Origin of the sequence: Nesterenkonia flava, assembly GCF_031432335.1 — a bacterium.
Taxonomy (GTDB): domain Bacteria; phylum Actinomycetota; class Actinomycetes; order Actinomycetales; family Micrococcaceae; genus Nesterenkonia; species Nesterenkonia flava.
Genome location: NZ_JAVKGT010000026.1, coordinates 1 through 20,418, shown reverse-complemented (window position 1 = coordinate 20,418; position 20,418 = coordinate 1). Strand labels below are relative to the sequence as shown.

At 68.1% G+C, this 20,418-nt stretch carries 19 protein-coding genes; 5 read left to right on the top strand and 14 right to left on the bottom strand.

Going from position 1 to position 20,418, the window contains the following annotated elements:
- Positions 1-31: 31 nt before the first annotated feature.
- From rraA to RH857_RS10075, 4 genes are all read right to left on the bottom strand, one after another.
- Complete coding sequence (gene rraA / locus RH857_RS10090; protein WP_310537847.1) at positions 32-508, bottom strand: ribonuclease E activity regulator RraA; 477 nt, start codon at positions 506-508, stop codon at positions 32-34.
- 31 nt (positions 509-539) lie between these two features.
- Positions 540-2,516, bottom strand: a complete 1,977-nt coding sequence (locus tag RH857_RS10085) for an anti-sigma factor domain-containing protein (protein WP_310537846.1) — start codon at positions 2,514-2,516, stop codon at positions 540-542.
- Positions 2,517-2,612: 96 nt separating this feature from the next.
- A complete protein-coding gene (locus tag RH857_RS10080) occupies positions 2,613-3,122 on the bottom strand; it encodes a tRNA (cytidine(34)-2'-O)-methyltransferase (protein ID WP_374761154.1) in 510 nt (169 codons plus the stop codon).
- The gene (locus RH857_RS10075) at positions 3,119-4,183 is read right to left on the bottom strand and encodes a J domain-containing protein (protein ID WP_310537845.1); all 1,065 of its coding nucleotides are present in this window, start codon (positions 4,181-4,183) and stop codon (positions 3,119-3,121) included. The genes RH857_RS10080 and RH857_RS10075 overlap by 4 nt, the downstream gene beginning before the upstream one ends.
- A gap of 50 nt (positions 4,184-4,233) precedes the next feature.
- Between RH857_RS10075 and RH857_RS10070 the strand changes: the two genes are divergently transcribed.
- Complete coding sequence (locus tag RH857_RS10070) at positions 4,234-5,478, top strand: cysteine desulfurase family protein (RefSeq protein ID WP_310537844.1); 1,245 nt, start codon at positions 4,234-4,236, stop codon at positions 5,476-5,478.
- Positions 5,479-5,495: 17 nt separating this feature from the next.
- On the opposite strand, the gene RH857_RS10065 is transcribed toward RH857_RS10070, so the two are convergent.
- The 10 genes from RH857_RS10065 to RH857_RS10020 form a co-directional block, all read right to left on the bottom strand.
- Entirely contained in the window at positions 5,496-6,164 is a 669-nt protein-coding gene (locus RH857_RS10065; protein ID WP_310537843.1) for a flavin reductase family protein, read from the bottom strand.
- Positions 6,161-6,745, bottom strand: a complete 585-nt coding sequence (locus RH857_RS10060; protein ID WP_310537842.1) for a mycothiol transferase — start codon at positions 6,743-6,745, stop codon at positions 6,161-6,163. The genes RH857_RS10065 and RH857_RS10060 overlap by 4 nt, the downstream gene beginning before the upstream one ends.
- Positions 6,746-6,757: 12 nt before the next feature.
- Positions 6,758-7,876 carry a uroporphyrinogen decarboxylase/cobalamine-independent methonine synthase family protein gene (locus RH857_RS10055; RefSeq protein ID WP_310537841.1) on the bottom strand — a complete coding sequence of 373 codons (1,119 nt, stop codon included), beginning with the start codon at positions 7,874-7,876 and terminating at the stop codon, positions 6,758-6,760.
- On the bottom strand, positions 7,873-8,310 hold the full coding sequence (locus RH857_RS10050; RefSeq protein ID WP_310537840.1) for a chorismate mutase: 438 nt from the start codon (positions 8,308-8,310) through the stop codon (positions 7,873-7,875). Before RH857_RS10050 ends, RH857_RS10055 begins: the two co-directional genes overlap by 4 nt.
- An 81-nt stretch (positions 8,311-8,391) precedes the next feature.
- Positions 8,392-9,549: a tRNA 2-thiouridine(34) synthase MnmA gene (gene mnmA, locus RH857_RS10045; RefSeq protein ID WP_310537839.1), complete on the bottom strand. Its 1,158-nt coding sequence runs from the start codon at positions 9,547-9,549 to the stop codon at positions 8,392-8,394.
- 137 nt (positions 9,550-9,686) lie between these two features.
- On the bottom strand, positions 9,687-11,021 hold the full coding sequence (locus RH857_RS10040; protein ID WP_310537838.1) for a DUF58 domain-containing protein: 1,335 nt from the start codon (positions 11,019-11,021) through the stop codon (positions 9,687-9,689).
- Between the two features lie 21 nt (positions 11,022-11,042).
- Complete coding sequence (locus RH857_RS10035; protein WP_374761153.1) at positions 11,043-12,059, bottom strand: AAA family ATPase; 1,017 nt, start codon at positions 12,057-12,059, stop codon at positions 11,043-11,045.
- Entirely contained in the window at positions 12,056-13,393 is a 1,338-nt protein-coding gene (locus RH857_RS10030; RefSeq protein WP_310537837.1) for a DUF4350 domain-containing protein, read from the bottom strand. Before RH857_RS10030 ends, RH857_RS10035 begins: the two co-directional genes overlap by 4 nt.
- Positions 13,390-14,130, bottom strand: coding sequence for a DUF4129 domain-containing protein (locus tag RH857_RS10025; RefSeq protein WP_310537836.1), 741 nt, complete (start codon positions 14,128-14,130; stop codon positions 13,390-13,392). Before RH857_RS10025 ends, RH857_RS10030 begins: the two co-directional genes overlap by 4 nt.
- Complete coding sequence (locus tag RH857_RS10020) at positions 14,123-15,172, bottom strand: DUF7847 domain-containing protein (RefSeq protein ID WP_310537835.1); 1,050 nt, start codon at positions 15,170-15,172, stop codon at positions 14,123-14,125. The genes RH857_RS10025 and RH857_RS10020 overlap by 8 nt, the downstream gene beginning before the upstream one ends.
- A 67-nt stretch (positions 15,173-15,239) precedes the next feature.
- Here RH857_RS10020 and mtrA point away from each other — a divergent pair, with 67 nt between their 5' ends.
- From mtrA to RH857_RS10000, 4 genes are all read left to right on the top strand, one after another.
- A complete protein-coding gene (gene mtrA, locus RH857_RS10015) occupies positions 15,240-15,926 on the top strand; it encodes an MtrAB system response regulator MtrA (RefSeq protein WP_310537834.1) in 687 nt (228 codons plus the stop codon).
- Positions 15,927-16,036: 110 nt separating this feature from the next.
- Entirely contained in the window at positions 16,037-17,662 is a 1,626-nt protein-coding gene (gene mtrB, locus RH857_RS10010; RefSeq protein ID WP_374761152.1) for an MtrAB system histidine kinase MtrB, read from the top strand.
- Complete coding sequence (locus RH857_RS10005) at positions 17,659-19,437, top strand: LpqB family beta-propeller domain-containing protein (RefSeq protein ID WP_310537833.1); 1,779 nt, start codon at positions 17,659-17,661, stop codon at positions 19,435-19,437. Before mtrB ends, RH857_RS10005 begins: the two co-directional genes overlap by 4 nt.
- 86 nt (positions 19,438-19,523) lie before the next feature.
- Entirely contained in the window at positions 19,524-20,318 is a 795-nt protein-coding gene (locus tag RH857_RS10000; RefSeq protein ID WP_310537832.1) for a ComF family protein, read from the top strand.
- The last annotated feature ends 100 nt before the right edge of the window (positions 20,319-20,418 follow it).

Genomic DNA, 20,418 nt, shown 5'->3' with positions numbered 1-20,418 from the left:
CCCGCCCGCGGCTGTCAGGCAGGCCCGCAGCTCAGGGTTCGACGACGATGCCGTCCTCGTCGCTCCACAGTCGTTTACCGGGGGTGAAGGTCACGCCTCCGAAGTCCACCACGACGTCGACTTCGCCCTTGCCGTCCTTCACCGACTTCCGCGGGTTGGTGCCCAGCGCCTTGACACCGAGCTGCAGCTGGCCCACCTCGACTCGGTCACGAATGGCGCCGTTGATCACCACGCCTGCCCAGCCGTTCTCCACGGCCGCGGCGGCAATGAGGTCGCCCATCAGAGCAGAGTCCAGAGAACCCTCGCCGTCGATCACAAGCACCGCACCCTCACCGGGGGAATTCAGCAGATCCTTGACCAGTCCGTTGTCCCGGTAGCACTTCACGGTGCGGATGGGGCCGGTGAAACGGGCCAGTCCGCCGAAGTTGGTCAGCTGCAGGGACAGCGACTGCAGGGACTCGTTCTCGTCGTAGAGGTCGCAGGTGGTGAAGTCCGTGGTCGTCGTCATTGACACTCCTTGTGATCAGGTGATTTCGGTCTTACTGGCTGGCCTGGGTCATATCAGTTTCCGCGGAGTCGGAAGCGCCTTCGGCCCCGGCGTCGTCGCCCGATTCAATCTCGGTCACACGCTCATCCAGGGGTATGAGGGCGACCTCGTCGCCGATCGGGCGTTCCTCACCTCGGTGGGGTGCCTGCATGATCTGCAGGTTCTGGTAACGGGCCAGCTGCCGGATCGGCAGCACCTCTTCCTCGAGCTCATCGGCGGTGAAGTTGCCGAGACTCGACGGGGTCTGGCCGTCCACCGGCAGCAGCCAGATCTGGTACGTGGCATTGCCCTCCAGTTCGGGGACGTTGGTGAACTCCAGGTACCCGATGTCCTCGGCAGGGGAGAGGACGGCCCGAATCTCGCCGCCCTGGGTCATCTCGATTCCCTCGGCCTGATACGCGTCGGGGTCACTGTCGGCGATGGCCTGGACGTTCTGCCCCGCCGTCACCTGCCAGATGACGATGACGCCGACGGCGACGATGAGGAGGAACCCGACGATGAACATCCACTTCTTCATCACCGGATTGCGCTTCTCCGTCTCCTCGGTGCGCTCGGTGAACTCCTCGACCATGCCCATGCCGATGTCCTGCTGGGAGTCGGCCAGGCTGTCGAGCAGCTCTTCCAGAAGATGGCTGGGAGGCACCACGGAGTGCGCGGCGAAGATCTCTGCCAGGGTGCGCCGGGCGGCCAGCACCCGGGTGTCCCACTGCTGGGCCAGGTCCGGTTCGGCGGTCAGGGCGGACTCGTCGAGCAGTGCGCGCTCCTGATCATCGAGGGCGTCCAGGGCGTAGAGCTCAGCGAGCTCCACCAGCAGGCCCTTCTCCAGATCCGCAGCAATCTCATTGGTGAAGTTGCGATTGACCGCACCCGAGCGCTGAACATCCTTCTTGGTGACGGCCGCGCGCAGGATCGGATCGGGCTCGGTCTCCCGTTCGGTGCGCTGGGTGTGCAGACGGGTCATCGCATCCCGCAGCCGCGATTTGATGGACGGGATGGCGGCGCCGGTCTGTTCGGCAATGCGCTGGTGGGGCAGGCCCACCAGGTAACTCAGGGCCAGCGACTGGGCCTGGGAGTCCGACAGGGGCATGAGGTCCCCGAGGATCTCCTCGGGCAGCCCTGCCACCCCTCCGCCCTGCTCCTTGGGCACCGCGGCCAGCGGGATGGGCTCGGCGAGCCGTTCACGGAACCGCTCCACGAAGATCCGGTGTGCCAACGGAACCAGCCACTCCAGGACCAGCTCATACTCACTGGGCCTGAACGAGGTACTGGTGGAGGTGACGTCGTCGTCGGCACCCTCCTGCGGGGAGGTCTCCGGGGTGAAATCGGCATACTCGTCAGTGAGCAGCTGGGAGGCCTGGGCCTGCACGCGAAGATCGCGGGCGCGGGCGTCAGCTTGGTCCCACAGGTGGCGGTAGACCGCGATAGTGGAGGCATGCGCCCCCTCGGCATCGGCATGCATCAGCAGCGCCAGGCCGTAGACCACATCCGAGGTGGACTCGAAGAACGCGGAGAAGGAGGCCTGGTCTCCGCGGGCGGTGCCGGTGAGCAGCTCAGTCAGCGTGGGCTCGGCCGAGGTCTCGGACTCACCGTCCCCACCGTCCGTCTCGAGGTCCTGACCGTCCTCTGCGGCAGAGCCCTCCGGATCGGTGGCCAGCTCAGCCCTGTCGAGGTCCACGTCATCCAGCGCGCCGGTCTCCTCGGCAGCGACAGCGTCGGCGTCCCCGGTGCCCTCGGAGGTCGAGGATTCTGCGACATCGGCTGACCCGCTCTGCTCCGAGGGGTCATGGCGCGGCGCGTCGTCGGGATGGACATGGTCCTCAGCCTGGTGCGGGTAATCCTCCACGTAGGCCTCGGCCTCCTCCCGGGCAGAGTCAGCGGGGGTGTGCGCTCGATCGTCCTGCCACGCCTGGCCGTCGCGCGGTGGCTGGGGAAGGTTCTCGTTCGGCTCGTCCGTTCCGCTCGTGCTCATGAGTCCTGAGTCTAGCCATGCGGGCCGAACAGCAACTGAATCAACCCGCCCATCCGCCGGTCCGGGTGGAGTCGGCCCTGTGCACGAGGGGCTCGCTCAGACTGCACCGGGGAACCCGTGCTGGCGCCACGCCTCGTAGACGGCGATAGACACGGAGTTCGCCAGATTCAGGCTGCGCCTGCCCGGCAGCATGGGAATGCGAACCTTGTCGGTCACGCGAGGATCATTCTTCACGTGGTCGTCCAAGCCGGTGGACTCGCGGCCGAAGAGCAGCACGTCGCCCTCCTGGTACGTCACCGCTGTGTGGCGGGTGCTGGCCTCTCCGGTGAAGGCGAAGATGCGCTGCGGGGCCAGCGCGGCATAGGCGGCCTCGAGGTTTTCATGCATGGTGAGCACAGCCAGATCGTGGTAATCCAATCCGGCGCGCCGCAGCTTGGCGTCACTGAACTCGAAGAGCGTGGGACCGGCGATATGCAGTTCGAAGCCGGTGACCGCGGCGAGCCGGATCATGTTTCCGGTGTTGCCGGGAATCTCCGGCTGGTCCACCAGCACGCGCAGCGGCAGCCCGGCCCCCGGCGAGCCTGCCCGGACGTCAGGAACGGTCACAAATCCTCCTCGGGAGACGAGAGCTGAGCACGCAGCGCAGCCATGAGATGACGGTCCACCAGCGCAGGCTCCGGATCGCTCAGCAGCACATTGGCCAGATGGCCGAAGGCTCGTCCGGCGGCCAGGGGTGCACCGGTGGTGCTTGCACCGGCCACGGTCTGGACCACCGGGGTGAAGAGGTCGCCCTGGGGGGAGAGCAGGATAGTCTGCTGCTCGATGCGCAGCGCCGGCGAGGTGCCGACGCCGGCCCGCAGTGCCTCCTGCAGGGTGGTGCGCAGCTGCCTGGCTTCGGCGACGAGACTCGGGACCGTGATGCGCCGCCCCCGTGCTCGAAGGTCGCGTCCGTCCCAGGAGACGGTCTCTCCCGGAATCTCCACAGCGCTCACCAGCACCATAGTGCGTCCTGTCAGCAGCACGTGGGGCACCCGACCCGCGCCGGAGCCACCCAGGCGCGCCTTGAACCCTGAGCTTGCAGGGCCGGTCCGGACGGCGTTGAAGAGCCGGGCGGTGGGCACCACGCTCAGCACGTGCTTCTCCAGCAGCGCGGCCAGCTGCGCGCCGCGGCGGACTGCGCCTCCGCCTCCGAGGATGCCCGGGCGGCCAAATCCGCCGTGAACCTTCTGACTGGTCAGAGCCAGGGAGAGAGGCTCGGGAGAGGACAGTGCGGGCTCGTAGACCGGGGTCAGGTCAGCGCGTCGGGGAGAGTCCCGGCGGGCCCCCGAGGAGGAGGCCGTGCGGCTTGCCGGCCCCCGGGTCGAAGCGGTGAAGGAGGTGGGGGAGTAGACCCCGGAGCCGGCGTCGTCGTCCGATGCGCGTTCTGCGCTCTGAGAGGATCCGCCCGCACCCTGACCGCCGCCGTGCCGCCGGCTGTCGTAAGAGGCCCGGGACTGCTCGTTGCCGAGTGTCTCCCAGGCCTGCTGCACGCGGTGGAACGCCTCGGCGTCACCCCCGTGGTCGGGGTGATTCAGGCGTGCCTGCTTCCGGTAGGCGGCGCGGATGGTCTTCGCGTCGGCATCAGGGCTCACGCCCAGCACGCTGTAGAAGTCTCCCCGCTCGCTCATCGTGAATACGATACCGCCGTCCGGGTCGGCTCTTTAGACTGAGTAGCACGATGACGCCCTCTCGATACTTCGATCACGCCGCCACCACGCCGGTGAAGCCCACTGCAGTGCGTGTGCTCACCGAGTCCTACGGAGCAGGCACCGGGGAGGTGCTGGTGCCCAGCGCGGGGTTGGCGAACCCATCCTCGCTGCACGGGGCCGGCCGCCGCGCCCGCCTGGCCGTGGACTCGGCGCGCGCGCAGCTGGCCCAGGCAGTGGGCGCCCATCCCTCCGAAGTAATCTTCACCTCGGGAGGTACTGAGGCGGACAACCTGGCGCTGAAGGGGTTGTGGTGGCAGCGGAGGGCAGAAGACCCCCGACGACGCCGGATTCTGCTGCCGGGGATTGAACACCATGCGGTACTGGACACCGCCGAGTGGCTGGAGACCCACGAGGGCGCAGAACTGGAGATCATTCCCGTGGACCGCGACGGTGTCGTGGAACTGGACGCGGTGGGGCGGCTGCTGGCCGAAGCGCCCGAGACGATCGCGCTGGCCACCGTCATGTGGGCGAACAACGAGACCGGCGCGATCCAGCCCGTGCCGGAGATCGCCCAGCTCTGCGCCGAGGCCGGAGTGCCGTTCCACACCGATGCGGTGCAGGCCTTCGCGAACGAACCGCCGGGTGCAGCACCGGTGCGGTTTGCCGACTCGGGTGCCTCGACCATGGCCATCAGCGGGCACAAGATCGGCGCCCCCGTGGGCGTGGGTGCACTGCTGGTCCGTCGCGACGTGAAGCTCACCCCGGTTCTTCACGGTGGCGGACAGGAACGCGATATCCGTTCCGGGACGCTGGACGCCGCAGGCATTCGTGCCTTCGCCGCGGTGGCCGAGGAGACCGTGGCGGCTCACCCCCAGGAGGCCCGGCGAGTGGCGCAGATGCGGGACCGGCTGCTGGAGGCCGTGATTGGGGTTGACGGTGTCACTCTGCGCGGACCTGACCCCCGCGTGGAGCCCACCCGCCGGCTGCCGAATAATCTGCACCTGACGGTGGATGAGGCCGAGGGCGATTCGCTGCTGTTTATGCTGGACATGGCCGGTTTCGACACGGCCACCGGCTCGGCGTGCACCGCGGGAGTGCCGCGGCCCTCCCATGTACTGCTGGCTATGGGCCTCAGCGAGGCGGAGGCGCGCGGTGCACAGCGTTTCACCCTGGGGTGGACCACTACCGACGACGACGTCACCGCGCTCGCTCAGGCGTTGCCGGACGTGATCGCGCAGGCCCGCTCTGCGGGCCTGGCCGCCGACCGCCGCTGACGAGCCGCGGGTACCGGTCAGGCCCTCGGGGGGACGCCCAGGTCCTCCGGCAGGGGGCGGCGCATATGGCTGCGCTGGGCCTCACCGATGGTGAAGTAGGTGGTGGGCCCGCCCCCTCGCAGCATCGGCTGAGCGGCCACGGTGTCGTAGATTCCGTCCTTCAGCAGCGCCTGATCAATGTGGACCCCGACCACCTCCCCGAAGACGACCCGACGGTCGGTCAGCTCTCCTGAGGCGTCCTTCAGCTGCAGCACCTCGGTGGTGCGGCACTCAAAGACCGTGCGGGCCTGAGCCACATGGGGCGCCGAGACCACCTGTGAGTCCGCCGGGGTCAGTCCCGCCACGGCGAACTCATCGATCTCCGGGGTGGTCTCCACGGCGCTGAGGTTCATGGCCGCGGCCAAGTCCGCGCTGACCAGATTCCAGCAGAACTCCCCGGTGGCTTCGGCGTTGACCACACTGTCCTTGAGGCCGCTGCTGGAGAATCCGATGATCGGTGGCGAGTCGCTGACGGCGTTGAAGAAGCTGTAGGGCGCAAGATTCAGCACCCCGGCGGCGTCGCGCGTGGAGATCCACCCGATGGGACGGGGAGCGATGATGGCTTTGAAGGGAGAGTGCGGCAGGCCGTGCCCGGCCGCGGGCTCGTAGAAGTATCGGGAAGGCTGGCGGGGTGTGGTCTCGCTCATAAGATCTCCTTACCGTGCTGATTCCTGGGGGAGTCCTCGCGGCTCCTCCGGGTGAGCTTAGCCTCGCCGTCACGGCCGAGGGCGAGAAGATCCCGGGTGATCTCGGCGTGGCCGAGGTGCTGGGAGACTTCCTCGAGCACGTGCAGCAGCACGCCGCGGCAGCTGCCCGTCCAGAAGTCCGCCCGGTCCTCGGGGAGAGCCACCGGCGCTGCATCAAAGGACGTGACCGCGGTGTCGGCGAGAAAGAGCGCCCGGGTCTGCTCCGCAATCTCCAGCGCCTGGTGCACCGGCATCCGAACGTGGAACTCTGACTCCCGGTCTCGGGGCACCGTGACCCCGAGGTTCACCGTCGAGGACCAACGACGCATGGCCCCGCAGCAGTGGATCAGGAGCTGGACGGGGGAATTGGAGCCGGGGACGTGCAGCTCGGTGTTGGCGGCTGCGTCATCCAGCTCCTGGACGATGCTGGTGAGCTGGTCGAACTTGTGAAGAATGAACTCCACGAGCACCTGATCGTCCCTGAAGGCTCCGGTGTCTGCGACTCCGCTATCTGGGGGCTCAGGTGCTGGCGGTGGCGTCATGGGACTCTGGGCCTACTGGCTGCGAATGTGATCCGTCAGGGCTTCGGCGGCATCACGCACGCGGGTCACCAGGCGCATCGCGTGCACCTCGCCCAGCCGCTGTGTGACCTCACGGTCGGCGACGCGCCATGGGGTCAGCACCCAGGACTCCAGGCTCGCCGGAGGCATACCCAGTGCCCGCCACGGGTCACCGAGGCGGGCCACCAGCTGGGAGACCTCGGGGAGCTCCTGGAGGCTGGACTCTGCCTCGGCGGAGGGTCCGGAGAGCATCCCGGCGCGCAGCACCGCTCCCGCCTCCACGAGTTCTGCTGCGCGCTCCCAGTCCCGGGCATCCAGGGTGGGCAGCGGCAGACCGAAACCATCGACGCCGGAGGCCGCCGCCGCGCTCCTGGCAGTGGTGGAGGAGCTGCCGAAGAAGTCCTCCACGTGCTCAGCGCCCACGGCCGAACCCGTGTCCAGCAGCACCTCGTGGGCCCCGGCGGCCCGCATGGCCCCCACCACGGCGTGGATCAGCTGACGGGTCTCCTCACGCGGGAGCGCCCGAATGCTGCGATACCCGCTGACGGTGGCGACCTCACCGGCGCGCACTCGCGCATAGTCGGGCTCCAGCAGCACCACGGTGAGCCGCTGCGGGCCGGCAGTTCGCAGCACATGGGCGACATGTTCAGCCGCGCCCAGGGCCAGTGACTGAGCCAGATCGCGCCGGGCGCCGTGGTCGATCAGCACCTTCTCCCCGCTGGGCACGGCCAGGCGTGCCGCCAGGCTCACGGGACCGAGCATTTCCAGGCTGAGAGCACCGGCAACGGCAAGACCGGCCTCGGACCGGGTCCCACGCGCATCGGCCAGCGCGTCAACGTCGCCGCGCAGCAGCGCTCGGGCCCGGAGATGGTCGGCGCCGGGGCGCTGGACCAGGCGCCAGCCGTAGGAGGTCAGTTCGGCGTAGAGCTCAGTGAGCTGGGCGGCGGCCCGGCCGAGTAGAGAGGCGTGGTGGCCGCGGGCCGGCAGCTCCGGCAGCGCGGGGGAGTGGGGTGCCGCGAGCTCGGACTCCAGCAGGCTGGCCGCGCGCAGCGGATCGCTGCCGGGCATGACGGCGCCGGCGGCGAAGCGTACCCCTGTGGGCTGGTCACTCATGCGCTGCGGTCGGTGGAGGAGCCGGCCTCGGGCCGGGCCCGAGCTGCGGGAGAGACGGCGGATCCAGAAGAGACGGTCGCGGAGGAGCCGGAAGCCTGCTGTGAGGTGGAGTCCGAGATCGCCTGGTGGTGACGGATGACCTCATCGATGATGAAGTTCAGAAACTTCTCGGCGAACTCCGGGTCCAGCTGGGCGTCTTCGGCAAGGCGCTTGAGGCGGGCGATCTGGTTCTTCTCGCGCGCGGGATCTGCCGGAGGCAGCTGGTGGGCCGCTTTGAGCACTCCGACGCGCTGCGTGGCCTTGAACCGCTCAGCGAGCAGATACACGAGCGTGGCGTCGATGTTGTCGATGCTCGCGCGCATCGACAGCAGTTCCTCAAGGACCTCCGGGTCAACGTACTCGGCAGCTTCGCCGGCGCGGGGATCAGTGCTCATGCAAGCAGTGTATGCGGGGTGCGGTGCCGAGTCCCACAGGGCGGGCCAAGTGAGGTGTGGGGCGGAGTCCCACAGGGCGCTTCAGGCGGGGTGTGGGGCGGAGTCCCACAGGGCACTGCGAGCCGTATCAATCGTGGCCTGTCCCAGCACACGAGTCCCCTGGTACATCACGGCGGTCTGACCGGGCGCGACTCCCTGCAGCGGCTCGTCAAGCTCGACCACCAGAACAGGCGCGACGACGTCGTGGTCAGTCGGCTCCTGCTGGGGCTCCTCCACGCGGGCGCGTGCGGGCACGGGGTCGGCGTGGGCGCGGATCTGCAGCTGAATCTCGAACCACTCTCCGGTGGCGGCCTCGGGCACTGGCTTCCCAGCCCAGGAGAGACGGATGCCGGTGATGCGGTCGATGTTCAGCAGCTCCTTGGGACCGGCCACCACGGTGTTCTCCTTAGGGCGGATCTCCAGCACAAAACGAGGCTTGCCGTCGGGCGCGGGACGGCCGAGCTTCAGTCCGCGGCGCTGCCCCACGGTGTAGGCCTGGGAACCCTCGTGCTCACCGATCTGATTGCCCTCGGCGTCCAGGATGGGGCCGGACTCCATCTCGATCTGCTCAGCGAGCCACCCGCGGGTATCGCCGTCGGGAATGAAGCAGATGTCGTGGGAGTCGGGTTTCTGCGCCACTGACAGGCCGCGATCGGCTGCTTCCGCGCGGACCAGGTCCTTCGAGGGGGTATCGCCCAGAGGGAAGTAGCAGTGTGCCAGTTGCTGTTCGTTCAGCACGCCCAGCACATAGGACTGGTCCTTGGTCCAGGTGGCTGCACGGTGCAGCTCCCGGCCGTTCTCGGTCTCGATGATCTTGGCGTAGTGGCCGGTCGCCACGGCGTCGAAGCCCAGGGCGATGGCCTTGTCTAACAGCGCTTCGAACTTGATCTTCTCGTTGCAGCGCATACACGGGTTGGGGGTGCGGCCGGCGGCGTATTCGGAGATGAAGTCATCGACGACGTCGGCCTTGAACCGCTCCGAGAAATCCCAGACATAGAACGGGATGCCCAGTTTCTCGCAGGCGCGCCAGGCATCGGAGGAGTCCTCGATGGTGCAGCACCCGCGCGAACCGGTGCGCAGGGTTCCGGGCATGCGGGAGAGCGCCAGATGCACCCCGACCACTTCGTGGCCGGCGTCCACGGCGCGCGCGGCGGCAACGGCGGAGTCGACTCCGCCGGACATGGCGGCGAGGACCTTCATGCGGCAAGGACTTTCATGACTGACCCTTCATCACTTCTACGGTAGGGGCTGGCGCGGGCGGACACCAAGCAGGCCGGGCCATCACAACGACGACGACGTTCCTGTCATTCCTCAGGCCCGGAATGCAGGTGCGCGGTCTAGAGCTTCCCGGAGGCCTTGAGCCGGATATAGGCATCTGCCAGGGCTGGGGGGAGATTCTCGGGAGTCTCCTCGACCACGTCGACCTGCAGGGCACTCAGCTCGGCGATGAGCGCCTCGGACTCGATGAGCGAGCGCTCGGCGGCGGCCGCCGAATAGACGTCAGCCACCGTCTGGCGGGCCGTGATGCGTCGGGTGAGCTCCGGGTCCTGCACGGAGGCGATGAGTACCCGATGCTTGGCTGTCAGGGCGGGAAGGACCGGCAGCAAGCCTTCCTGCAGCGAGGCCGATCCCAAGGAGGTGAGAATCACCACCAGCGAGCGCTGAGAGGAGATCGCAGCCACCTCGGCCGGCAGCTGGGAGAAGTCGGCCTCCATCATCACCGGGGAGACCTGGGACATGGCATGGGCCATCGAATGCAGGAAGTCCCCTGCCGAGCGGGAGGAGGCCTGGGAGACCAGGTCTCGGTGGAAGGCCAGGAAGTCCACACGATCTCCCGCGGAGGAGGCCAGCGCTCCCAGCAGCAGAGCCGCCTCCATGGAGGTGTCCAGCCGCGGCTGGTCCGCCGCGCCGGTCTGGTCGTCAGGAGAGACGCCGCCGATGCGCGCCGCTGAGGTGCGGGAGGCGTCCAGGCACAGGATGACTCGCCGATCACGCTCGGGACGCCAGGTGCGCACCACCAGGTGCTGCCCGGCGCTGGAGTGGCGGCGCGCGGTGGCACGCCAGTCGATGGAGCGGACGTCGTCGCCGTGCACGTAGTCACGCAGAGAGTCGAACTCGGTGCCTGCTCCGCGGCGCTGCACAGCGGTGGCCCCGTCCAACTCGCGCAGCCGCTGCAGCTTCGAAGGCAGGTGCTTCCGCGAGCTGAACGGCGGCAGGACCCGCTGGGCGTGGGGCACTCGGTGGACCACCTGGCGTCCGGCCATGCCCAGGGGCCCTACGGAGCGGACGGTCAGGTGCTCGCTGCGCAGATTCCCGCGCCGCTGCGGCCTCAGAGGCACCTCGACGAGCTGACGCTCCCCAGCAGGAATCGTCACGTCCTGGACCGGGCGCCGGGCTCCTGCGCTGGGCTGCCAGCCGTCCTTGACCTGTCCGCGCAGTGTGCGGGAGCCGACGTTCTCCACCAGCGTGCGCGCCGTCACGGGCTCACCAGCACGCACGGCGGGGGTGTCTTCCCGGACCACTCGCACCCGGCGCGGTGAGGCGGCCAGCAGAACATCAGCGATCACGAGGAGCATCACCGCCGCGGCGCACACCCATACCGTGGCAGGCAGCACGAGGATCACCACGCTCAGAGCGAGCGCGGTGATCAGCAGGCGGCGGGTCAGCACCATGGAAGAGGTCCGGTTCCTCTCTCAGCGCGGGACCGGTACGGCGGCGAGCAGACCGTGGAGCACATCGTCAGCGCTGACCCCGTCCATGGCGGCTTCGGGAGTCAGTGCCACGCGGTGGCGCAGTGCGGGCAAGGTGAGGGCCTTGACGTCGTCGGGCGTCACAAAGTCGCGGCCGGAGAGCCATGCCCAGGCTTTGGAGGCATTCATCAGGGCCGTGGCGCCGCGGGGCGAGACGCCCAGCTGGAAGCTCGGAGCCTCGCGGGTGGCGCGGGCGATGTCCACGATGTATCCGACCACCTCGGGGGCCACCGAGACACGGCCCACCGCCTGACGTGCGGCAATGATGTCCTCGGCGGCGGCCACAGGCTGAACTCCGGCGGCGGCGAGGTCGGAGGGGTTGAAGCCGCTCGCATGGCGGCGAATCACCTCGACCTCCTCGTGCCGGGCGGGCAGCGCGAGGTTGACCTTGAGCAGGAACCGGTCCAGCTGGGCTTCCGGCAGTGGGTAGGTGCCCTCATACTCGACCGGGTTCTGCGTGGCGGCCACCAGGAAGGGGTCGGGAAGCCTGCGCCCGACGCCGTCAACTGAGACCTGCCGCTCCTCCATCGCTTCCAGCAGGGAGGCCTGGGTCTTGGGCGGGGTGCGGTTGATCTCGTCGGCGAGCATCAGATTGGTGAACACCGGGCCCTCGCGGAAGGCGAAGTCACCGGTGGTGGAGTCATAGACCAGGGAGCCGGTCACGTCGCCGGGCATGAGGTCCGGGGTGAACTGCACGCGTGCCGTGTCCAGGCTCAAGGAGGCGGAGATAGCGCGCACCAGCAGAGTCTTGGCGACACCCGGCACGCCCTCGAGCAGGACATGGCCGCGAACCAGAAGCCCGATGATCACACTGGTGACGGCGGCGTCCTGGCCCACCACAGCCTTGGCCACCTCGGCGCGGACCTGCGCCAGACGGTCCCGCAGCTGCTCGTCTGAGAGCACGGGGTGCTGATCCCCGTTCTCGGCACTGTCCCTCTGATTGACACTCACCTGGTTCATGCTCCTTCGTGTGGGGCGGTTGGTTCGACGCCCGTGCGTCCCGTGTCCCGCTGGTGCTGGTTGTCGGCTGCGCCCTCGGCCGGGGAGGCCTCAGAGAACAGCGGGGGCCGGCCCAGTCGTCGTCGGACGTCGTTCTCGAGCCCCGCGAGGTCCTGGGCGTAGCGCGTGAGCCGACGATTGTTGGTGATTCGGTCACAGGCTCCGTCACCCAGCAGCGCGGCGACCCGCTCGGATGAGGCGCCGGTGTGCCGGGCTACTGCTTCCACAATACTGGCCGGCTCAGCTACCCGTCCCAGCCGCAGCAGCCGTCCCAGCCGCAACAGGTGCGCGCTGCGCAGGGTCTGTGCGGCACGGCCGAACGCGTTGGCCTGGCGGTACATGCGGCCGCGTCCCTGGGCGGTTTCGCTGGCAGGAACCTCCACCGGCAGGGGCTCGACCACCACGGGGCCGCTGCGCCGGCCCTGGACCAGCAGGAACAGCAGGCCGCAGCCCAGCAGCCACCCGCTCAGGGGCCAGAACCAGTCGGGAAGAAAGTCCCAGGGGGAGGCCCACTCCTCGGCGGCATAGCTGTCCGCCCCGGCCGGTGTGTACCAGATGAGGTCTTCGGTCTGGCCGAAGAGCCACAGCGCCAGGGCGGCGTTGCCCTCGCTGCGGATGTGCTGATTGGTGAACGCATCAGGGGCGCCGAAGACGGTGCCTGCCTCGGTCTGCACCAGAGCGTAGTAGTCGGAGTCCCCTCCGGGCAGGGGGAAGCACCCGTCCTGCTGCCCAGGCTGCAGAGCATGGCCTGGGGCCTGAATCGTCTCAGCGGTCTGTGCCGCCTCGAGCCTGCACTCTGCGCCGGCTTCCAGGACCTGTGCTGTGCCGGCAACGCCTTCGGGAATCGGGGTGGAGGAGAGCACCTGGGGGGAGGCGGCGGCGTCATTGACGATGCCGCTGAGCATGAAGGGATCGGAGCTCATCCACACCACCGCGGTCTCGCTTGCGGCGAGTTCGCGGGCGTAGCTCTCATCGGGCTGGAAGTAATCGGCCATGACGACGACGGCGGCTTCGGGATGCTCCTGCTGAAGCTGCGCGGCGGCGGTGGCGGAATAGGTGCGGTGGATCTCCACACCTTCGTGCTCCAGCACGCGCGCCAGAGCCCCGTAGCCGTCCAGGTCCGTGTTGCCCAGGCCGTAGCGGTCGGTATCCTCGGCGCCGAAGAGCTGCAGGACCAGGGACGCCGCCAGCCCCAGGGCCAGCAGCAGAATCCAGAACTGCCAGCGGGAGATCAGCGAGCGCAGCGCCGTCCCGGTGCTCTCCACCGTGCTGCCCTGTGTGGTCGACCCGCTCATCGGGGATCTCCCAGCGACGTGGAGAAGGCGCCCGGATGCTCCTCAGACTCGGCGACGGGCTGCTCCTGACCCGGGGAGTGGCGGTCCGGGGAGTAGCGCGGCGGGCTCTGCCGCAGGGATTCGTCCAGCTCCACCATCTCTCGGTAGTCGGTCAGGGTAAGCGTCGCGCCGCCGTAGACCGAGAGGTTGAAGCGATCTGCTGCCTCGCTCAGCGGTGCCTGATGATCCGGGTGCCCTGCGGCAATGGCGTGCGCGGCTTCGGTGGCGGTGAGCCCTTTGTGGAGACGGACCAGAGCGCGCTCCTCGGCGGTGCGCACTACAGCCCGGAACCGGTCTCTGAAGGCGGCGGAATAGTCGCCGCTGCGGGCGCTCTCCTCCGCGCGCTCCCGCAGCGCTGCAGAGCTGAGTCCGGTGTCCAGATCCAGGGCCTCCCTGGCGCTGCGTGCGACCTGAACCCGCGGACGTACCAGGACTAGGCACAGCACGGCTGCGAGTATTACCAGGAGCACCGCCAGCACCGCGCCGAAGGGCACATGCACCGGGCCCAGGTCGGCCCCCGAGCTGGCCAGCCAGGCCAGGAACCGGTCCAGGGCTTCGCGGAGAGGACCGCTGAACTCACGCTGGTACCTGGCGTCGTGGAGCTCGCGGTCCAACAGCTCGTAGGCCTCGTCGCGGCTCGGCCGTAGGTGCGCCACCGGCAGCCGGTTCAGCGGCAGCCATCCTGAGGGTTCAGCCACGCGCGCTCCCAGCGTGGAAGGCCGCCACGTGCTCCGGTGAGCCCGGAATCAGGGAGGCGGTATCAGCGGCGGGGGAGGCGACGTCGTCGTTCTGGGCATCCCGCCGGCCGGCCGGCGTCTCCAGACGTGCGGTGTGCAGCACCACGTCGAGCGCTTCCTGCCGGATGCGGCAGTTGAGGTACATGGCCGTGATGATAGCGCCCACCAGCCCCACGCTGAGGGCCATGAGCACGGCGTCGTAGAGCTGGGCCAGGACCAGGACAATCGTCAGCCACGAACTCGCCTGCGGGTCCAGCCAACCCATGCCCTCGCCCATGCCCATCAGGACCCCGGCGGGCAGGGACGCGATCATCACAAAGAGGAAGACCATGAGATAGAGCAGGGCGACCATGCCCATGTTCCGCCACCAGAGTCCACGGTTCAGCTGCCAGGACCGGGCCAGGGCCAGGAAGGCGTTCTTCCGCTCGACGACGACGACGATGGGGGCGAAGACCACCGCGGCGCTCGCCCAGCACAGGAGCAGCAGCAGGGCGGGAATCACCACGATGAGGCCGATGAAGAAGGTCACCAGAGCGATGACGAGCCCGAGCATCAGTGCGATACCGGCGACGGTGCTCACGAGCATAGCGATCAGCACGACGTTCAGCAGCAGCCAGCCGAGCTGCCCGGCTCGCAGCTTCAGGGTCTGACCGAGCGTGGTGGGCAGACCGTAGGCTGAGCGGAGCACAGGAATGGAGACGAGCGCCATGGCCATCGTCAGCAGCAGAGTGCCTAGTGTGGTGGAGACGGTGCTCAGCAGCAGCACCCAGAGGTCGCCCAGCGCTGCCATGAGCATCTCCGAATCCTCCATGCTCACCGGATCGCTCATGAAGCGGAGCAGAGACTGGCTGGGAAAGATCGCCAGCAGCACCATGAACAGCAGAAAGTTCACAAGCCCGGCGAGGAACGGGACGCCCAGTACGGCCCGGGGAGAGTGCCTGATCGCTGCGAAGGCTGCGCCGAAGACCTCGTCCTGGGCCAGCCGCCGCACCGGATAGATCATTCTCCTAGCGTATCTGCATATATCCTGGGATTCCTTCACCGAGCAGCCCACCGTGACAAGGAGCATCATGAAAGCCAGGATCCTGGTTGTCGACGATGACGAAGCTCTGGCCGAGATGATCGGCATCGTGCTGCGCAACGACGGCTTCGAGCCGACCTTCTGCGCCACCGGAGACGCCGCGCTGGAAGCCTTCCGCTCGTCCAAACCCGACCTGGTGCTGCTGGATCTCATGCTCCCCGGCAAGGACGGCATTGAAGTCTGCCGTGAGATCCGTGACGAGGCAGACACTCCCGTCATCATGCTCACCGCCAAGTCCGACACCGCCGATGTGGTGCGCGGCCTCGAGGCGGGCGCTGACGATTACGTGCCCAAGCCCTTCAAACCAGCGGAGCTTGTGGCCCGTGTGCGCGCCCGCCTGCGTCCCAGTGACCACACCTCCGGCCGGCAGGACGCCGACACCCTGACGATCGGTGACCTGACCATCGACGTGGCCGGACACGAGGTGCGCCGCGGAGACACCAAGATCCCGCTGACCCCCCTGGAGTTCGACCTGCTCTCGACTCTGGCCAAGAAGCCCTGGCAGGTCTGGAACCGCGAGATGCTGCTCGAAGAGGTCTGGGGCTACCGGCACCAGGCGGACACGCGCCTGGTCAACGTCCACGTGCAGCGGCTGCGCTCCAAGGTCGAGCGCGATCCGGAGAACCCTGAAATCATCCAGACCGTGCGCGGTGTGGGCTATAAGGCCGGAGGGTAGGGACAGCCATCCCTGGGAAGAAGGAACGCTCAGCGGAAGTCAGCCGCTACCCGCTGACCACCTATTCGCGACGCATCGGCAGGCTGCCGCGCATCTGGGCGCGCTCGCTGATGTTTCGCGCGGTGTTCTTCACCGGCCTGCTCACCCTGCTGGGCACCGGTCTGGTGGCCTATTTCCTCGTCCAGCAGGTGACCTCCGGGCTGTTCCAGGAGCGCTTCGAACAGGTGGAGATGGAGGCGACTCAGGAGCTCATCAGCACCCGCGCGGCGCTGACGGCCGGACAGGCCACCGACAGCTCGGAGACCTCCACCCTGGTGCACGACACCGTCAACTCCCTGGAGAGCCAGGCGGCCCAGTTGCCGCGCGTAACGACGATCATGCCGTTGGAGGAGGCCGGAAGCCTCTACCTGCCCACCCAGAGCACCACCACCGGCAGCCAGATGGGCGCCGAGGTGATCTCCGAGGAGCTGAAGGAGGCTGTCCTCAACGGCACCGAGCAGTACTGGCAGCCGGTGGGCATCATGCAGGACGGCCAGGAGATTCCGGGTGTGGCCTTCGGCACTCAGGTGCAGCTGCCCCCGGGCCATGCCTACGGCATCTTCTTCGTCTACGACTTCTCCTCGGTGCAGGAGAACGTGAACTTCGTCTTCCGGGTCTTCCTCGTGGCGGCGGGCGTGATCCTGGTGATGAACATGCTCATTGCCGCGTGGGTCTCCCGCTCCGTGGTGCAGCCGGTCTCCCAGGCGGCCCAGGTCTCGGAACGCATCGCCAGCGGCCAGCTGGACCAGCGCCTGGCCGTCGTCGGCGAGGATGAGATCGCCCGCCTGGGGGTCTCCTTCAACCGCATGGCCTCCACGCTGCAGGAGCAGATCACCCAGCTGGCCAATCTCTCCAAGATGCAGCAGCGCTTCGTCTCCGACGTCTCCCACGAGCTGCGCACCCCGCTGACCACCATCAGCATGGCCGCAGACATGCTGCACGAATCCCGCCACGACTTCGACCCCATCAGCCGCCGTTCTGCGGAGTTGCTGCACCATCAGGTGGAGCGTTTCCAGGCCCTGCTGGCCGATCTGCTGGAGATGTCGAGGTTCGACGCCGGCGCGGCCGAGCTGGCTCTGGGCAACGTGGATCTGCTGGATCTCTCCCGGGAGGTGCTGGTCGCCGCCCAGCCGTTGGCCGACCAGTCAGGCACCGAACTCTCCATTGTGGTCCAGGGCGGGAGCGAGGCCTCGTTCATTGCGGAGGTGGACCGGCGTCGTATCGACCGCATCCTGCGCAACCTGGTCAACAACGCCATCGAGCACTCCGAGGGCCGTCCGGTGGACCTGGTGATTGCCGCCAGCCCCACCGCGGTAGGCATCGCAGTGCGCGATCACGGCATCGGGATGACGCCCGCCGAGGTGGCTCACGTCTTTGACCGTTTCTGGCGCGCCGATCCGGCCCGTGCCCGCACCACGGGCGGCTCCGGGCTCGGCCTCTCTATCGCCACCGAGGACACCCGTCTGCATCAGGGAACCCTGGATGCGTGGGGGCAGAAGGGCCAGGGGGCGTGCTTCAGGCTCGTGGTCCCGCGACGCCAGGACACTCCCTATGGGGCCTCACCCCTGGCGCTGCCGCCGGTCTACCAGTCCACCGACCGTGAGAACGTGGACTCTGAGACCATCATCACCGGCGAGATCGCCTATGACCGTGTCCAAGAGCAGGCCCTGGTCCAGCAGAAGGAGGGACGGTCGTGAAGCAGACGAGGCCGACTCCCTCCGCCCGCGCGCTGACCCTGCTGGCGGCGATGATCGCAGCGGTCTTCGCGGTGACTTCCTGCGCCCCGAGCCTGCCCACCGACGGCCCTGTGGGCACCTCAGAGATCGACGCTCTCGGAGAGCCGGAGACCTACTTCCAGCCTGACCCTCCCGTCCCCGGCGCCGAGCCCGAAGAGATTATCCGGGGGTTCATGCAGGCTCATGCCGGTCACAGCAACGACTACGCCGTCGCCCGGGAGTACATGACTGAGTCCGCCGCTCAGAACTGGCAGCCCGGCGGGCGCACAACCATCTACCAGCAGGAGCCCAGCTTCCTGCCCGGGGGCGATCCTGAGTCCGATGAAGCGCACTACCAGGTGCAGCTGCAGGTCCACGCGGTGATCAACCCGGACGGGACCATGACGACCATGGGCGGAACCACCAACGAGCAGTTCGACATCCAGTTGGAGGAGGTCGACGGCGAGTGGCGCATCAGCGAGGCGCCCAACGGGAAGATGCTCGACATCAGCATCTTCAATCAGGTCTACTCGGCCCAGACGCTCTACTTCTACGACCCGCAGCTGCGCTATGCGGTGCCTGACCTGCGGTTCTTCGTCCGACGCCCGGGCATGCCTGCGGAGATCGTCAGCAGGATGCTGGAGGGCCCGGCGCCCTGGCTCGAGCCGGCAGTCGTCTCGGCGTTCCCCGAGGGTGCCTCCCTGAGCCGTTCCGCTGTTCCGATCGATAACCAGGTCGCCACGGTGGACCTCGACGCCGCAGTCCAGGAGGCTTCTCCCCGGGAGCGTCTGCTCATGTCGCACCAGCTGAATATGGCGCTGAGTCAGCTTCCCGACGTACGCGAAGTGGAGCTGACCGTGGGGGACAGCGAGCTGGAGGTGCCGGCTCCCGACGAGCTGCCCGAGGACCAGCAGCTGAACATCGAGTCCAATCCCTCCACCACCAGCATTCAGGTCGGCATTCAGGATGACCAGCTGGTGCGGCAGAACGGCATCACCACCCTGTCGATCGGCGGACTTCCGGATCTCTCAAGCTTCCAGCCCCAGGCGCCGGCGGCTCCGCGCGAGACCACCGAGGAGGTCTTCGCCTTCCTCAACGGCAGCGCCGACGAGCTCTACCTGGTGCGACCGAACGAGAACGCCGAACTCGTCCTGGAGGCCGAGGGGCTCATCCGCCCCTCCATGGACAACTTCGGGTGGACCTGGACCGCCTCCCATGACGAGGACCAGGGAGCCACGATTCAGGTGGTCGCTCACGATGAGACGGTTCACCTCAGCGCCACCCAGGTGCCGGCGGACTGGCTGGAGCAGCGCTCCGTCTCCTCACTGCGCATCGCCCAGGACGGCACGCGCGCGGTCCTGGTGGTCGACGACGCCGGTCAGCAGACCCTCTACCTCGCCTCCGTCATCCGCGACTCCGACGGCACTCCGCGGGGACTGGGTCAGCCCGTGCCGCTGGAGTCCTCCCAGGGGATGGAGGAAGTCCGCTGGTCCAACAGCAACGAAGTCATCGTGTGGGACAGCTACGACGGAGCCGAGGACACCTCCGACCCGCAGCGCTACCCGCTGCGCATCGGTTTCAACGGCGAGCGGGAGTTCATCGAACCGGCCATCTCCTGGCTGCTGAACATCTCTGCAGGCGAAGGCCAGAGCAACATCTACGCGGAGACGGTCGATGTCCCGTTCTGGAACCTCTCCGGCTCCGACTGGGAGTCCAGTGAGGACGTCGAGGTCCGCGATCTCGCCTTCCCCGGCTAGCAGGAGAACACCGCAACACTCCCGGTGATCCACAGGTTCTGTCCCTGAATGTCGGGGCGGGCCGAGTCTGCTTCACCCTGGGTTCCATGGAGCTGTTGCGCACACTGGACGCCCTCTGGTTCTCCCGCACGGGACGGTTCATCAGCAGCGCCCTCAGCGCTACGGCATCGTTGGCGGCCCCGACATGGTGCGTCGGTTGCGGGGCTGACCACGCGGACCTGTGCCCGCCCTGCCGAGCGGACCTGCGGCACCTGACTCGGCGCCCCTTCCGCGCCGAGGAGTCTGCGGAGGCGCTGCCAATCGTCGCTGCCCCGCGTGATGCGGACCCGGTGGTGCTGCCGGTGATCGCCGCCGGGCGGTACGAGAAGCTCCTGGCCGACGTCGTCGTCGCCTTCAAGGACCACGAGCGTGTGGGACTGTCTCAGGTGCTGGCGCCCGCGCTGGTTCGTGCCCTGGCGGTAGCCTCCGCCCAGCTACTCCCTGACGGTCACGGGGTGCTGGTTCATCCTCCGGGCTCGCTGAAGTCGCGTCTGGGCCGCAGCTATGAGCCGGTGCCGCACCTTCTGGGGTCCATGACGCTGCCGTCCACCCTGGGGCTGGTCCCGGGGCCGCTGCGGTACCGCTTCTCCTACGACGTCCTCGGTGCGTTACCGGGGCGGGGCGGGCAGAAGACCAAGACGGCGCAGGCCCGACGCCGGCGCGGTCAGTCCCCGTTGCGAATGACGGCCGGGGCCCCGGACCTGTTGCGGGGTGCGGACGTGCTGTTAGTTGACGATGTCCTCACCACGGGGGCCACTCTGGCTCGGCTGTACCGCCTGCTCACCGCCAGCGGCGTGCGGGTGCGCGGCGCCGCCGTGCTGGCCGCGGCCGCCCCGCGCTGAGCTACGCTCCCCAGGTGCTGATCAGCGGAGAATTTGCACCAGCCCCCGTGATGCCTCACGGTCAAGTCCCCGGGAAGTGATCCCCCGTGCCTCATGTAAA

Bases quoted from the DNA above. Each gene is read 5' to 3' on its own strand.
- rraA (WP_310537847.1), bottom strand. From the start codon at position 508: ATGACGACGACCACGGACTTCACCACCTGCGACCTCTACGACGAGAAC.
- RH857_RS10085 (WP_310537846.1), bottom strand. From the start codon at position 2,516: ATGAGCACGAGCGGAACGGACGAGCCGAACGAGAACCTTCCCCAGCCA.
- RH857_RS10075 (WP_310537845.1), bottom strand. From the start codon at position 4,183: ATGAGCGAGCGGGGAGACTTCTACAGCGTGCTGGGCGTGAGCCCTGAT.
- RH857_RS10070 (WP_310537844.1), top strand. From the start codon at position 4,234: ATGACGCCCTCTCGATACTTCGATCACGCCGCCACCACGCCGGTGAAG.
- RH857_RS10065 (WP_310537843.1), bottom strand. From the start codon at position 6,164: ATGAGCGAGACCACACCCCGCCAGCCTTCCCGATACTTCTACGAGCCC.
- RH857_RS10060 (WP_310537842.1), bottom strand. From the start codon at position 6,745: ATGACGCCACCGCCAGCACCTGAGCCCCCAGATAGCGGAGTCGCAGAC.
- RH857_RS10055 (WP_310537841.1), bottom strand. From the start codon at position 7,876: ATGAGTGACCAGCCCACAGGGGTACGCTTCGCCGCCGGCGCCGTCATG.
- RH857_RS10050 (WP_310537840.1), bottom strand. From the start codon at position 8,310: ATGAGCACTGATCCCCGCGCCGGCGAAGCTGCCGAGTACGTTGACCCG.
- mnmA (WP_310537839.1), bottom strand. From the start codon at position 9,549: ATGAAGGTCCTCGCCGCCATGTCCGGCGGAGTCGACTCCGCCGTTGCC.
- RH857_RS10040 (WP_310537838.1), bottom strand. From the start codon at position 11,021: ATGGTGCTGACCCGCCGCCTGCTGATCACCGCGCTCGCTCTGAGCGTG.
- RH857_RS10035 (WP_374761153.1), bottom strand. From the start codon at position 12,059: ATGAACCAGGTGAGTGTCAATCAGAGGGACAGTGCCGAGAACGGGGAT.
- RH857_RS10030 (WP_310537837.1), bottom strand. From the start codon at position 13,393: ATGAGCGGGTCGACCACACAGGGCAGCACGGTGGAGAGCACCGGGACG.
- RH857_RS10020 (WP_310537835.1), bottom strand. From the start codon at position 15,172: ATGATCTATCCGGTGCGGCGGCTGGCCCAGGACGAGGTCTTCGGCGCA.
- mtrA (WP_310537834.1), top strand. From the start codon at position 15,240: ATGAAAGCCAGGATCCTGGTTGTCGACGATGACGAAGCTCTGGCCGAG.
- mtrB (WP_374761152.1), top strand. From the start codon at position 16,037: ATGTTTCGCGCGGTGTTCTTCACCGGCCTGCTCACCCTGCTGGGCACC.
- RH857_RS10000 (WP_310537832.1), top strand. From the start codon at position 19,524: ATGGAGCTGTTGCGCACACTGGACGCCCTCTGGTTCTCCCGCACGGGA.